This window comes from Acinetobacter sp. P8-3-8, assembly GCF_000214135.1.
GTDB lineage: Bacteria > Pseudomonadota > Gammaproteobacteria > Pseudomonadales > Moraxellaceae > Acinetobacter.
Genome location: NZ_AFIE01000025.1, coordinates 35,002 through 48,325 on the forward strand (window position 1 = coordinate 35,002; position 13,324 = coordinate 48,325).

Annotated in this window: 13 protein-coding genes and 4 tRNA genes; all 17 read left to right on the forward strand. The window is 38.0% G+C overall.

The window, feature by feature from the left end:
• Positions 1-81: 81 nt before the first annotated feature.
• Complete coding sequence (gene hemC, locus GGG_RS0111395) at positions 82-1,008, forward strand: hydroxymethylbilane synthase (RefSeq protein WP_010115000.1); 927 nt, start codon at positions 82-84, stop codon at positions 1,006-1,008.
• Positions 1,009-1,791 (forward strand): uroporphyrinogen-III synthase, encoded by a 783-nt coding sequence (locus GGG_RS0111400; protein ID WP_010115005.1) that lies wholly within the window; start codon positions 1,009-1,011, stop codon positions 1,789-1,791.
• Entirely contained in the window at positions 1,788-2,618 is an 831-nt protein-coding gene (locus GGG_RS0111405; RefSeq protein ID WP_010115007.1) for a hypothetical protein, read from the forward strand. The genes GGG_RS0111400 and GGG_RS0111405 overlap by 4 nt, the downstream gene beginning before the upstream one ends.
• Before the next feature lie 4 nt (positions 2,619-2,622).
• Positions 2,623-3,816: a hypothetical protein gene (locus GGG_RS0111410; RefSeq protein ID WP_010115009.1), complete on the forward strand. Its 1,194-nt coding sequence runs from the start codon at positions 2,623-2,625 to the stop codon at positions 3,814-3,816.
• A gap of 9 nt (positions 3,817-3,825) precedes the next feature.
• Positions 3,826-4,257: a thioesterase family protein gene (locus tag GGG_RS0111415; RefSeq protein WP_010115011.1), complete on the forward strand. Its 432-nt coding sequence runs from the start codon at positions 3,826-3,828 to the stop codon at positions 4,255-4,257.
• Between the two features lie 235 nt (positions 4,258-4,492).
• The gene (locus GGG_RS0111420; protein ID WP_029574557.1) at positions 4,493-4,819 is read left to right on the forward strand and encodes an H-NS family nucleoid-associated regulatory protein; all 327 of its coding nucleotides are present in this window, start codon (positions 4,493-4,495) and stop codon (positions 4,817-4,819) included.
• Between the two features lie 163 nt (positions 4,820-4,982).
• Positions 4,983-5,726 carry a type II secretion system protein N gene (gene gspN, locus GGG_RS0111425; protein WP_010115013.1) on the forward strand — a complete coding sequence of 248 codons (744 nt, stop codon included), beginning with the start codon at positions 4,983-4,985 and terminating at the stop codon, positions 5,724-5,726.
• 2 nt (positions 5,727-5,728) lie between these two features.
• Complete coding sequence (locus tag GGG_RS0111430; protein ID WP_081399942.1) at positions 5,729-6,586, forward strand: type II secretion system protein N; 858 nt, start codon at positions 5,729-5,731, stop codon at positions 6,584-6,586.
• Between the two features lie 41 nt (positions 6,587-6,627).
• Positions 6,628-8,868, forward strand: a complete 2,241-nt coding sequence (gspD, locus tag GGG_RS0111435) for a type II secretion system secretin GspD (RefSeq protein WP_010115017.1) — start codon at positions 6,628-6,630, stop codon at positions 8,866-8,868.
• Positions 8,869-9,158: 290 nt separating this feature from the next.
• Positions 9,159-9,491: a hypothetical protein gene (locus GGG_RS0111440; protein ID WP_138920273.1), complete on the forward strand. Its 333-nt coding sequence runs from the start codon at positions 9,159-9,161 to the stop codon at positions 9,489-9,491.
• A 50-nt stretch (positions 9,492-9,541) separates the two neighbouring features.
• Complete coding sequence (locus GGG_RS0111445) at positions 9,542-10,288, forward strand: FHA domain-containing protein (RefSeq protein WP_010115021.1); 747 nt, start codon at positions 9,542-9,544, stop codon at positions 10,286-10,288.
• Positions 10,289-10,378: 90 nt separating this feature from the next.
• Positions 10,379-11,047, forward strand: a complete 669-nt coding sequence (locus GGG_RS0111450; protein WP_010115023.1) for an HAD-IA family hydrolase — start codon at positions 10,379-10,381, stop codon at positions 11,045-11,047.
• A gap of 128 nt (positions 11,048-11,175) precedes the next feature.
• Complete coding sequence (trpE, locus tag GGG_RS0111455) at positions 11,176-12,669, forward strand: anthranilate synthase component I (protein ID WP_010115025.1); 1,494 nt, start codon at positions 11,176-11,178, stop codon at positions 12,667-12,669.
• A 98-nt stretch (positions 12,670-12,767) separates the two neighbouring features.
• Positions 12,768-12,843 (forward strand) — tRNA-Thr (locus GGG_RS0111460).
• 54 nt (positions 12,844-12,897) lie between these two features.
• A tRNA-Tyr gene (locus tag GGG_RS0111465) sits at positions 12,898-12,981 on the forward strand.
• 34 nt (positions 12,982-13,015) lie between these two features.
• A tRNA-Gly gene (locus tag GGG_RS0111470) sits at positions 13,016-13,091 on the forward strand.
• A 12-nt stretch (positions 13,092-13,103) separates the two neighbouring features.
• Positions 13,104-13,178, forward strand: a tRNA-Thr gene (locus GGG_RS0111475).
• The last annotated feature ends 146 nt before the right edge of the window (positions 13,179-13,324 follow it).

Sequence of the window (13,324 nt, forward strand, 5' to 3'; positions counted from 1 at the left end):
AGTTAAATCATTTTGATAATTTACTTGCATTTTTGACATAGCAGGGTAAGTTTACATTGTTTAAAGTTTGGCAAAGCTGAAATGAAGAAAACCTTGAAAATAGCTACACGTCAGAGCCCTCTTGCTTTATGGCAGGCGGAACATATTCGTGATCGATTAGAACAGTTACATCCTCAACTACATGTTGAGTTAGTCACTTTCGTTACTCAAGGTGATAAAATTTTAGATACCCCACTGGCTAAAATTGGTGGTAAAGGCTTATTTGTTAAAGAGTTAGAAGCAGCATTGTTGGATGGACGTGCAGATTTAGCCGTTCACTCAATGAAAGATGTACCTATGCATTTACCTGAAGGTTTAGAGCTGGCAGTTATTTGTGAGCGTGAAGATCCTTTTGATGCTTTTGTATCAAATCACTATGAAAAATTTGAAGATTTGCCGCAAGGTGCCAAACTCGGAACTTCGAGTTTACGCCGTAAAAGTCAGATTCTTAAACAGCGTCCAGATTTGGATGTGATTGATTTACGTGGCAATGTTGGGACACGCTTATCGAAGCTAGATGCTGGACAGTATGATGCGATTATTCTCGCGAGTGCAGGATTGAAGCGTTTAGGTTTATTAGAGCGCATTCGCCATACTTTAACAGCTGAAATCAGTCTACCAGCGGTAGGGCAAGGTGCATTAGGTCTAGAATGTCGTTCTAACGATAAGGAAATTTTAGATTTGATCATGCCACTTATGCATGCTGAAACCAATGCATGTGTCCGCGCTGAACGTGCGTTTAATGCGTATTTGGAGGGTGGTTGTCAGGTTCCTATTGCGGGTTTTGCCACTTTGGACAATCAAACATTGTCCCTAGAAGGCCGTGTTGGTAGCGCAGATGGTCAAACTTTGTTGCGGAGCAATGTTCAAGGCGTACCTGAAGATGCTGAACAATTAGGTGTGCAACTTGCTCAAAACCTACTTCAACAAGGTGCTGGAGAATTACTCAAAGCACTTTATCAAGACTAAATGCTTTTTATTAATACACGTCCGATTGATCGTGCTCAGGCATTAACACAATGCCTTAGCCAATCGGGCTTTGAAGTGCTTGATCTACCATTATTGGAGCTCAAGCCTCGACCTTTGACTCAATCCTTAAAACAACTCTATTCACAGCTTCAACATACTCAATGTATCGTTGTGGTCAGCCCAACCGCTGTACAAGTTGGCATGCAATATTTGCAGCAAGCAGGTATCTTAACTTCACAAATTAAGCATATTCAATGGATTGCTGTAGGTAAAAAAACGGCTGAAGCATTAGCTGAATATCAGATTTCCAGCCATGTACCTGAAGTGGAAACATCAGAAGGCATGTTGAGTTTACCCATTTTTAATCAATTGCAAGATATTACTCAAATTGCATTTTGGCGTGGGAAAGGTGGTCGTCAATTTATGATGCAACAATGCACAGAGCGTCATATAAAGGTTTTAAACTTCGTATTATATGAGCGTGAGTGTCCGCAAACGACTTTAAGTAAATTCTCTGCATGGCTTCCTCATATTACACAAGCTGAAAAGCCCTATTGGAATTGCATTAGTAGTGAAGCCAGTTGGAAACATTGGCTTGCATTAACCAAAGATCATCCAGACGTTCTCAACGATTGTCATTATTTGGTTTTAGGTGAGCGTTTGTATCAATTATTGCTGGATGAGAAGAATAATCATCAAAAGTGTTTTAATATCACTAAGATTTTAGATTTAGAACCGAATACGATTCTACAAATGATATTGCAGTTGCAAAGGAAGTTATGAAGAAGTTTATTTATTTCTTATTGTTCGTCGCTTTAGGATGGCTCATTAAACTGAGTTATGACTTCTATCATGTTTCGCAACAGCTTGATGATATTCAACAGGTTTTACATAAAAGCGAACAGAAAAATGCCAGTTTGAATGATCAATTGGTTGCAGTACAAAGACAAACAGATGAGCCAACTTCAAAAGAATCGAAAAAAACCACAACAGTTGATGCACATATAGAAGGGATTAGTCCCAGTGTTGTAATTAAGCAACAGCTTGAATTGGTACAATTTGCTTTGCAACAGCAACAGTTTATTTATGCACTTGAGCATTTAACCCAACTGAATCAGTCCTTAGATCATTACACATTGGCGGATACAGTTAAGCAAAGTTTGCATCAAACCATTAACCAAGATATACAAAGTATTCAACAATTTGTGATTGCTAAAAATGGACAGCAAGCTCAGTTGGATGTCATGATTAAGCAGATTGATCAAAATTTAGTAACTGAATTAAAAAATAATCAACTGAGTCCTGGGAAAAATCAACCTGAACATTTCTGGCAGAAATGGTTGCAAATTGATGTTGTTGAAAATAATGCGCCAGAATTGGTCAATCGAAAATTTATTTTGAAAGAAACACAGTTTAGATTGTTACTTGCACAACAATTGCTTAGTAAAGGGCAAAGTTCAGAATTTCAATCCATGTTAAACCAAGCGATTCAACAACTGGATCAATTACCAGATAAATCAAGTCAAAAATTAAAACAACAAGTGATTCAACTTAAACAAATACCGATGCTACCAGTACCAAAACTGAGCAGTTTGGCTGTATTGGGGTAGGTCGATGAAACATATCTTTCAAATTTATGCGCTTATCAGTTTGGTGGTTTTCGCTATTTTAAGTGTGATGAGTTATGCCGCAGGTTCGGGATATGTTTATCTGTTATGGAATAATATTCAAATCCAAAGCAATTTATGGGCAGTCGTATTTCTTTGTGTTTTGATCAGCCTGTTGATGCAACTGACTTGGACGGTGTTTAAGCGTTATTTAGCCCGTGAGAAAAGAAAGCTAGAACATGTACTGAGTTTTAGCCACTTGCATCCTTATGAAAAACTGGGCGTACTTTGGTTGCTTGAAGGTGATGAAGAACAACCTGATGTGATTCAGCAAATTTTTGATCAATCTGGATTGTTAAAACAAATTATTCAAGCACGGTTGTTATTTAAACAAAATCATTATTCAGAAGCTTTGGCACTATTAGAAACTAGCCCGCCGTCTGCATTTGAACTGGCAGAAATTTTAAGAATTGAAATTTATTTGGCTCAGCAAGATGCACAACAGGCCTTAACCCATCTGGAATTTTTAAATGGACACGATTTATCACCATGGTTAAATCCATTGGCTGAAAGTTATAAGTTGTGTATGCAAAAATTATGGGGGCAGTTTGCAGTTGTATTTCCATGGGTATATTTGCATTCAACACAGTTTGGCCAACTTGAAACAGCGACTAAGCAACAATGGTTAACGCAATTACTCAGTTGTTATGACCAAGCAAGTTTTGAAGATCTTGAATTATTACAGCAAAAATTTTTGGAAATAGAAGATCAGCTTGAGCAAATGCCTTTTGAAAATAAAGTATTGTGGTTAAAAATCATCACGCGCTTACCTGAGCTATCACAACAACAGCAACAATTGGCAATTCAATTGTTAGATGAACGGTTTGATGAAGATGTGTTTTATTTGTGGTTTCAACAGCAAATATTAAGACAAAACCCAGATTACCTTTATTTGGAACAGCAGATTTTAAAGCTTGAAAATAAATATATCGATATTCCAATGTTTAGTTTTATGAAATGGCATATATATATTGCAACGCAAAGAGAATATGAAGCAGGCCAACTTTTATCATTATATCCGAATAATATTTTGATGAATTATCTCCGAATAAAAGCGAAATTAAATGGGAATGATGAATTAATTCAACAATTAAATTTAATTCTTGAAAAAGACACCAAATATATTCAATTTAAAATCTGAGAGCGTAGTATGAGTCAGTTAGCACAATTCCCCGTTATTTATGAACAGAAAGTTGCATGGGGAGATATGGATGCTTTTGGTCATGTAAATAATGTGATGTATTATCGTTATATAGAAAGTGCCCGAATTGCATATTTTGATCTTTTAAATGTATTTGACCAAGATGTAGTTACTGTTGTTGCATCTAGCCAATGTAAATACTTAAAACCTGTATTTTATCCAGATGTGTTGCATATTGGTGCGCGAGTTGAAGAAGTTCGAAATAGTGCAATAAGAATGCATTATATTTTATATAGCACTCAACAGCAGGCAGTTGTGGCTGATGGTGAGGCAGTTATTGTTTTTGTTGATAAATTAGAAATGAAGAAAACTTCAATTCCTGAACACTTACGTCAAGCTATTTTTGATTTAGAACGTTCGGTTGAAAATAATTTAATGTAGGCTTAGTCTATATTCATTCATTAAATGTGCGTTAAATTGTGTTTTAATGAAAATAATTTAACGTACATTCAAAATTCGGCATCCATTACCTATATTTCATTAGATTACTTTTTGTTTTTTTATGTATTTAATCTGGTTTATCTCTATTTAAATGTATTGCTAATTTGAATGAATGAAAATATTATTGCTGGGAAATTATTTTAAATAATTATTAATGGAATTAAGTGGAGTGTTAATAATGCCTGATATTAGTAATCTATCGGTTGAAGAGTTAAGAAAGTTAACAGCTGAAGCGGAAGCTTTAATTGAAACTAAAAAAGATCAAGCTGTTGAAGATGCTTATAATAAAATTATTGAAATTGCAGAATCTGCAGGTTTAAGTTTAGAACAGTTTATTGAATACGGTGCTCAAAAACGTAAAAAGACAACGCGTAAAGCGGTTGAACCACGTTATCGTAATAAAAAAGATGCTTCTGAAACTTGGACTGGACGTGGTAAACAACCACGTTGGTTAGTTGCAGAAATTGAAAAAGGTGCAAAATTAGAAGATTTCTTGATCTAATCTTCATCTAAGTGTCATTCAATGCTTCTAAACTAAGAGAACCAAGCAAAACTGCTTGGTTTTTTTATACGAGTGAATTGGCGATGTGAAAAAATTATGCATAATGTATAGATAATGAGGGCATCATCTCGCACGGAAGAAAAAATGAATATGGTAAAGCTGGATGAATAAAAAATCTAAACAGGTGACATGGTGGATTACAGGGGTTATTGCATTTTTATTTTTTGTACTTTTGCAGGTTCCTGCAACTTGGATCATTTCTAAATTTTATAAAAATAATCAGGTACTACAAAATGTGAGTGGGAATATTTGGCAAGGTCAGGCAGATTGGCGTAAAGGCAATTTACGTGGATCAGTCGCTTGGCGCACCCGTCCGTGGGATTTGATTTTATTGCGTGTAGGGGCCAATGTTGAAATCCATACTGGGCAAACTCAGCTCAATGGTATTGTGGGATATGGTGTTGGGAAAAAAATTATTATTAAAAATATCAATGGTCAGATCGCGCCTGAAACTTTAAAAAATATTGCCAATTGGCAATGGCCGTCAAATTCAATTCAATTGACCGATATCAGTATGAATTTTAGAAAAGATACTGGGTTTGCTGATGCGGATGGTAAATTGCAATGGGGTGGGGGTGAGTTAAGATATACCTTTGGTCAGCGCCAAGACCAAATGAATATTCCTTCGCTCAATGCTCAATTGAAGAATGATGCAGGAAAACTTATTTTTGATATTCAAGATCAAAGAAGTCAAAAAATGGCGAATATTAGCCTAGATCAAACCTTGATGCTTGATGTGCAATTGACACAGCGTATGTTGCTGAATGTACCTTCATATAATGGTAAAGCAGGGCTAGATACCTACGTGATCAGTTCAAGACAACCACTGCTACAAGGTGGTTTCTAATGATGAATTTAAAAGACAAGTTTGAACATATTTCATGGAAGAAAACTGAACATATTGCACCGATTGCATTATTTATCTTAATTTTGGCACTGTGTTGGAAATTAGCTGCTATTTTTTGGTGGATTGTTGCACCACCTCAAGTGATACAACCTGAGCAAGTGAGTTTGGGCTCACAGCAAGTTCAAGTGCCGAATATTTCAAGTTTTTCATTGTTTAATGAAGTTGGAAGTAATTCATCGGCAGATGATAGTGTGGCAATGGTTTTGCAAGGTGTGGTGGTGAGTTATCCTGCGCGATTCTCTTCAGCTGTGATTAAAGTAAAAGAAACAGCGGATCGTTACCAAGTTGGAGATACAATTGAAGGCACTAGTTATACCGTGTCTGAGGTATATTGGGATCACATTGTGTTGAGTCAGAACGGAAGCAATAGTAAAGAATTGCGTTTTACTGGTTTAGATAATTTATATCAGCCTTTGCCGAATAATACATCGGGGCAAAATACAAGTATGCCATCGACTAACTCAGAACAAGCTGCACAACAGCCACCGCCAGCGAACCAAAATCAAAATGCGTTGGGTCAAGCAATAGAGCGAATGAATGAAAACAGAGAACAATATCTAAAGAACATGGGGGTGAATACCAATAGCGGTCAAGGCTATGAGGTTACAGATCAAACCCCCGCAGCACTTCGGAATAAATTAGGATTAAGATCTGGGGATCGTATTCTTTCACTCAATGGGCAGTCAGTTGGTCAAGGACAAAATGACATTCAACTGTTAGAACAAGCTAAGCGTGAAGGAAAAGTAAAAATTGAAATTAAGCGTGGTGATCAAGTGATGACCATTCAGCAAAGTTTGTAAGTGGCTAGGACTACAAATAAAATTAGGATAGATAATAAGTTATGGCTTTTTTGAATCACAATCGACCGCTTTGGGCTTTAGTTGCTGCAGCACCAATGATGGCTGCAATCAGTACGGCAGCGCATGCACAAACGTGGAAAATTAATTTACGTGATGCCGATCTCACTGCTTTTATTAATGAAGTCGCCGATATTACAGGTAAAAACTTTGCTGTTGACCCACGTGTTCGTGGCAATGTGACTGTTATTTCAAATAAACCACTCAATAAAAATGAAGTTTATGACTTATTTTTGGGTGTTTTAAATGTCAATGGTGTAGTTGCGATACCTTCTGGAAATACCATTCGTTTAGTACCAGACAGTAATGTCAAAAACTCGGGTGTGCCTTATGACCCACGTAATAATGCACGTGGTGACCAAGTCGTAACACGTGTGATTTGGTTGGAAAATACCAATCCAAATGATCTTATTCCAGCGTTACGTCCTTTGATGCCTCAATTTGCACATATTGCTGCAATTCAAGGAACCAATGCTCTGATTGTTTCGGATCGTGCAAGCAATATTTATCAGATTGAAACGATCGTCCGTAATTTAGATGGTACGGGGCAAAATGATATTGAAGCGATCAGTTTGCAAAGCAGTCAGGCTGAAGAAATCATTAAACAATTAGAAGTTATGAGTGCGACAGGTGCATCTAAAGATTTTGTCGGTTCACGTGTACGCATTGTTGCAGATGCACGAACCAACCGTATCTTAATCAAGGGTGATCCGAATACACGTAAACGATTGCGTAACATCATTGAAATGCTTGATGTACCGTCGGCAGATCGTTTGGGTGGCTTGAAAGTCTTTAAATTGAAGTATGCCAGTGCAAAAAGTCTGTCTGAAATTTTACAAGGCTTAGTAACAGGGCAGGCTGTTAATTCAAGTTCAAATAATTCTTCTAATAATAGTAGTTCAAGCAGCAGTAATAATTTTAATAACAATAATTCTTCCAGCACAAGCTCAAATAGTAGTGGTGGGGTTTCGACACCATCGATTAATTTAAACAGTAACTCAAATAATAATAACCAAAATAGTGTGACAAGCTTTAATGCCAATGGGGTCAGCATTATTGCTGATGGTGCTCAAAATGCGCTGGTGGTTAAAGCTGAACCACAGCTGATGCGTGAAATAGAAGCTGCCATTCAACAATTGGATGTGCGCCGTCAACAAGTGTTGATTGAAGCGACCATTATTGAAATACAAGGAGATGATGCGGATCAGCTCGGTGTGCAATGGGCGATGGGTGATTTAAGTAGTGGTGTGGGTTTAATTAATTTTGATAAAGTGGGTACGAGTTTATCTAAGCTGGCAGCGGGTTATTTAACAGGTGGCGCGGCAGGGCTTGGTTCGGCAGTGGGAGCAGGGACATCGCTTATTTTAGGCGATTATAAAGAGGGTTCTGATGGTTCACGTAAACTTTATGGTGCTTTGATTCAAGCCTTAAAAACCAATACCAAATCGAACTTATTGTCGACCCCATCTATTGTGACAATGGATAATGAAGAAGCCTATATTGTTGTTGGTGAAAATGTTCCATTTGTAACAGGTTCAGTCAGTACGGGTGCTGGTGGCACAGTCAATCCATATACTTCCATCGAACGTAAAGATGTTGGTGTGACTTTAAAAGTAATTCCACATATTGGTGAGGGTGGTTCAATCCGTTTAGAGGTTGAGCAAGAAGTCTCTGCAGTTGCAAAAAATAAAGGGGAAGCGGCTGATTTGGTGACGAGTAAGCGCTCCATTAAAACCTCAGTGCTTGCAGATCATGGTCAAACGATTGTACTTGGTGGTTTGATTTCTGATGATACAGCTCATGTGCGTCAATCCGTACCATTTTTGGGTGATATTCCAGGCTTAGGTCGCTTATTTAGAGCAGACAGCAAGTCAAATGCTAAGCGTAACTTATTGGTATTTATCCATCCAACCATTGTTGGGGATAATGCTGATGTACGTCGATTATCTCAACAACGTTATGATCAGTTGTATGGTTTGCAATTGGCAATGGATAAGGATGGTAACTTTGCTAAACTGCCTGCCAATGTTGATGATGTGTTCCAGCAACGTTTGCCAATCACATCTTCTAAAAGCACACAGCCTACAATTGTTCAACCACAAGTGATACAACAACCAAGCCAATACAAGCAAGTACCTTCTGGTGGGGTAACGAGTGTTCCTGCAAAAAGCAATGCAGTGACGACGCCTGTTGCAGAGGAATTAAACGATATTCTTAAGCAGTAGAGATAAGAGGGCTCTTCTAGGGCCCTTTAATTTAGTGTTTAATATAAATGTTATTTATTGATTTTGTTGTATTTTTATAATAAATGATTATTACATAGCTTTCTTGAGCATCTTTTGACCCAGCTATATTTATAAACTCTAATAACTTAGTTTGTTTGACTGTTTTTTGAAATTCTTGCTTACATAAACAAGAGATTTTGACTTGTTTTATTTGACAATAATGGTTTAAATTACTTTTAAGCAATAATTAATATTAGAAAAATTGCTATCTCTAACTAGGAAGATTAAAAATGAAAATTAAGAGAGCTTTAATGTGTATCACAGCTGTAATGTCTATTGCAGGTGGAGTGAATGCAGCGCCTTATTTATTTACGCAGACTTTGACTGAACCATATCCCAGTTGTCCAATGAGTAGCTATGTGAAAATCCAAAATTATGAAGCCGTAGCCTATCGAGTTAATGTGCAAGTGGAATATTATAATGCTAAGGCACAGCGCGTAACCTATACTAAACAAGTTGAAGCTTGGCCAAATTCTGCATCCTTAGTTGGGTGTTCATCCATTAGAGAATATCCAAATATATTTAATGCAAATTATCGAATTTTAAGTTATGTGAAAATATGATATAAAATTCTTATTTAAATAAGATAATTCTGAATTAGTGGATAAAAATCATGACTTGGAAATTACAAGCAATTACAGGCGAGTTTGACGGGCAGGAAGTTGCAATCGAACGCGATATGTTGATTGGTCGTCATCAAGATGCCGACTTGGTTTTACAATCAGCGGAGATTTCTCGCCGTCATGCAGCATTTTTATTGAAAGATGATGCACTTTGGGTGCAAGACTTAAAATCTTCAAACGGTACTTTTGTCAATGATATCCGTATTGAGCACGATAAAATGCTTAAAGATGGTGATATTGTACAATTTGCGAGCATTAAATTTAATGTATTAGCACCTGCAAAAATTGAGTCGGTGATTGAGCAATCTGTTCCAGAGATTGAAATTGAACCTGTTTCACAGGTTGTTGAAAAACCAGTTCAACAACCTTCGGAAGCCATAGCAACTGCTGAAATCAAAGAAGCTGAGATTAAAGAAACAGTCATTGAAGAGAAAGTTGAAGAAAAAACAGCTGCTCAGCAAATGAATGAACAAGGTATGCCTGAACTTGCATCACGAGATAGTAATGTGCAATTGTCACGTGATGGAATGCCGACAGCTGTGGGTATTCCTAAGCCTGCACCTATTCCCGAAGGTATTGATTTACAAGCTCAAGTGGAGGTAACGCCAGCAGAGGCACCTAAGACTCCATCTGCGGTCGATCAGCAACTTGAAGAAAAGAAAAACACTTCGGTGGGATTAATCACCATTGTGACTTTGGTTATTTTGGCAATTATTGCTTGGCTATTCTTTAAATAATTCTTAAATGCGATAGACTCAAAGGCATGCAATCGCATGCCTTTGTCTTATGTGAATAACGTTTTATCCATTCAATTTCAGGTGTAAATCATGAATGTTGCAAAATTAGACCAACGAGAACTTATTTTATTTGATTTGGATGGAACCTTGGTGGATTCAGCATTTGACTTATATCGAGCGATGAATCTCAGTTTAGAGCGTTTAAACTTACCATTGGTGACAGAAGCTCAAGTACGTGTTTGGATTGGCAAGGGCACATCATTATTTTGTGAAAGTACGTTGAAATATTTAAAAGGGGAGGTTGATCCTGTACTACATCAACAGCTTTTAGATACTTTCTTGGAAATTTATAATGCCGATCCTTGCGTTGATACTAAACCATTCACAGGAATATTAGAGTTCCTAGAGTGGGGCATTCAAAATAATAAAAAACTCATCTGTGTGACTAATAAACCTGAACAGCCCGCACGAAAAATTCTACAAGAACTTAAAATGGATCATTATTTTGTTGATGTAATTGGTGGGGACCGTTTTGAGGTGCGTAAACCGCATCCGAAACCATTGTTATATTGTGTAGAAACCTATCAAAGCTCAAATGATAAAACTTTGATGATTGGTGATTCGAGTAATGATGTGGAAGCTGCACGTCGTGCAGAGGTTGATTGTATTGTGGTCAGCTATGGCTATAATCATGGTGAAGATATACAGCTTTGTCAGCCACAGCAAGTTGTGGATGATTTAACAACACTTTTGGTTTAATGCAACGTTAGTAATTTTGGTGCGAAAAGGAAAGAGGAATGAACAATAAACATAGTTTTCGATGGCGTCACTAAGTGAAATGAATAGACATAAACACTTAGTAATATCGAAAATAGAGAGAATTCCTCATGACAACTTTAGTGCAATTTGAACAATTAAAAGCAGCGGGTTACAACCTGATTCCAGTTTATCGTCAACGATTGGCCGATACTGATACGCCACTCTCTGTTTTTGCACGTTTAAAAGAACATCAACAAGCCTATTTGTTTGAATCTGTCGAAGGTGGTGAAAACTGGGCACGCTACTCAATCATTGGCTTGGGTGAGTCAACGGTATTTTCATGCAATGCGGGTCAATTAACCATTCAATCGCCAGATGGATCAATCCAAACACAAGCCTGTGCTGATCCATTTCAATATATTCGAGATTTTCAGGCGCAGTTTAAAGTACCTACACAACAAGACTTACCTGCCTTGCCAAGCTTTACAGGTGGTCTGGTCGGGTACTTTGGTTATGATTCGGTGCGTTATATTGAACCGCGTTTAAAAAACGTGCCTGAAGCAGATCCAGTGGGTTTACCTGATTTGTGGATGATGTTGTCTAAGACAGTCATTGTTTTTGATAATTTGAAAGATACTTTGTTTGTCATTGTGCATGCAGATGTGAATGACGTTGATGCTTATACCAAAGCGCAACAACAACTGGATCAGTTAGAAGCGTTATTGGCAACGCCAATCAGTTTGCAAGCCAAGAAACATACTGCTCCACAGTTTGAATCATTGACTGGGCATGACAAGTTTCTTGAATCAATTGAAAAAGTCAAAGAATACATCCGTGCGGGGGATGTGATGCAGGTGGTTCCAGGTCATCGCATGGTTTCTGATTTTGATGGTGAGCCATTGCAAGTTTACCGTGCGTTACGACATCTCAATCCTTCGCCGTATTTATTTTTGGTGCAGGGTCAGACACTAACAGACCAAAAACCATTCCATATAGTGGGTTCTTCACCTGAAATTCTCTCTCGACTTGAAAATGGTATTGCTACAGTGCGTCCGCTTGCAGGTACGCGACCACGTGGTAAAACGAAAGAAGAAGATTTGGCGCTTGAAAAAGATTTACTTTCTGATGAAAAAGAGATTGCAGAACATCTTATGCTCATCGATTTGGGCCGAAATGATGTCGGACGTGTTTCTAAAATTGGTAAAGTGCAAGTGACTGATCAAATGGTGATCGAACGTTATTCGCATGTTATGCATATTGTGTCGAATGTGCAGGGTGAAGTATTGGATGATGTTGATGCTTTGGATGTTTTTAAAGCAACTTTCCCAGCAGGAACACTTTCAGGTGCACCAAAAATTCGTGCAATGGAAATTATTGACGAAGTTGAGCCTGTAAAACGTGGCGTTTTTGGTGGCGCTGTTGGTTATTTAGGCTGGCATGGCGAAATGGACATGTCTATTGCCATTCGAACTTGTGTGATTCGTGAAAATAAGGTCTATGTTCAGGCTGGAGCAGGGCTTGTTGTTGACTCAAATCCTGAATCTGAATGGAATGAAACCCAAATAAAAGCTCGCGCAGTGATCAAAGCGGTTGAATTATCGTCAAACGGATTGATTTTATGAGTTTTTGACAGTTTTTTTGCAAAAAACACTTGCAAGGATTCTAAGTTTTGCTAAACTGCACACCGTTCCGATACGAAACGTACGAAACACTAAGAAACGCCGGCATAGCTCAGTTGGTAGAGCAACTGACTTGTAATCAGTAGGTCCACAGTTCGAATCCGTGTGCCGGCACCATCTTAAAGTTTTGTGATATAGTAGTGAAGAACAACACTGAAAGTAAGTGTAAATGGTGAGATTCCCGAGCGGTCAAAGGGAGCAGACTGTAACTCTGCCACGAAAGTTTCGAAGGTTCGAATCCTTCTCTCACCACCATTAACTTCGATAAGTGGTAAATTACCAACATTAAGCGGGAGTAGCTCAGTTGGTAGAGCGGTAGCCTTCCAAGCTACATGTCGCGAGTTCGACCCTCGTCTCCCGCTCCATCGAAGATGATTGCTCTTATAGCTCAGTGGTAGAGCACTCCCTTGGTAAGGGAGAGGTCTCGAGTTCAAATCTCGATAAGAGCTCCAGATACAGTTTAGTAGATTAATCTACACCAGTTATTCAAAAGCAGGCTTATTAGTCTGCTTTTCAAGTATTAGGTGTCTAATTTTTTTAGACGATTGTCGATGCTGAGTTGTTTAACTCGTGTTCGACATAAACGAGGAAGAACAAA

Bases quoted from the DNA above. Each gene is read 5' to 3' on its own strand.
- hemC (WP_010115000.1), top strand. From the start codon at position 82: ATGAAGAAAACCTTGAAAATAGCTACACGTCAGAGCCCTCTTGCTTTA.
- GGG_RS0111400 (WP_010115005.1), top strand. From the start codon at position 1,009: ATGCTTTTTATTAATACACGTCCGATTGATCGTGCTCAGGCATTAACA.
- GGG_RS0111405 (WP_010115007.1), top strand. From the start codon at position 1,788: ATGAAGAAGTTTATTTATTTCTTATTGTTCGTCGCTTTAGGATGGCTC.
- GGG_RS0111410 (WP_010115009.1), top strand. From the start codon at position 2,623: ATGAAACATATCTTTCAAATTTATGCGCTTATCAGTTTGGTGGTTTTC.
- GGG_RS0111415 (WP_010115011.1), top strand. From the start codon at position 3,826: ATGAGTCAGTTAGCACAATTCCCCGTTATTTATGAACAGAAAGTTGCA.
- gspN (WP_010115013.1), top strand. From the start codon at position 4,983: ATGAATAAAAAATCTAAACAGGTGACATGGTGGATTACAGGGGTTATT.
- GGG_RS0111430 (WP_081399942.1), top strand. From the start codon at position 5,729: ATGAATTTAAAAGACAAGTTTGAACATATTTCATGGAAGAAAACTGAA.
- gspD (WP_010115017.1), top strand. From the start codon at position 6,628: ATGGCTTTTTTGAATCACAATCGACCGCTTTGGGCTTTAGTTGCTGCA.
- GGG_RS0111440 (WP_138920273.1), top strand. From the start codon at position 9,159: ATGAAAATTAAGAGAGCTTTAATGTGTATCACAGCTGTAATGTCTATT.
- GGG_RS0111445 (WP_010115021.1), top strand. From the start codon at position 9,542: ATGACTTGGAAATTACAAGCAATTACAGGCGAGTTTGACGGGCAGGAA.
- GGG_RS0111450 (WP_010115023.1), top strand. From the start codon at position 10,379: ATGAATGTTGCAAAATTAGACCAACGAGAACTTATTTTATTTGATTTG.
- trpE (WP_010115025.1), top strand. From the start codon at position 11,176: ATGACAACTTTAGTGCAATTTGAACAATTAAAAGCAGCGGGTTACAAC.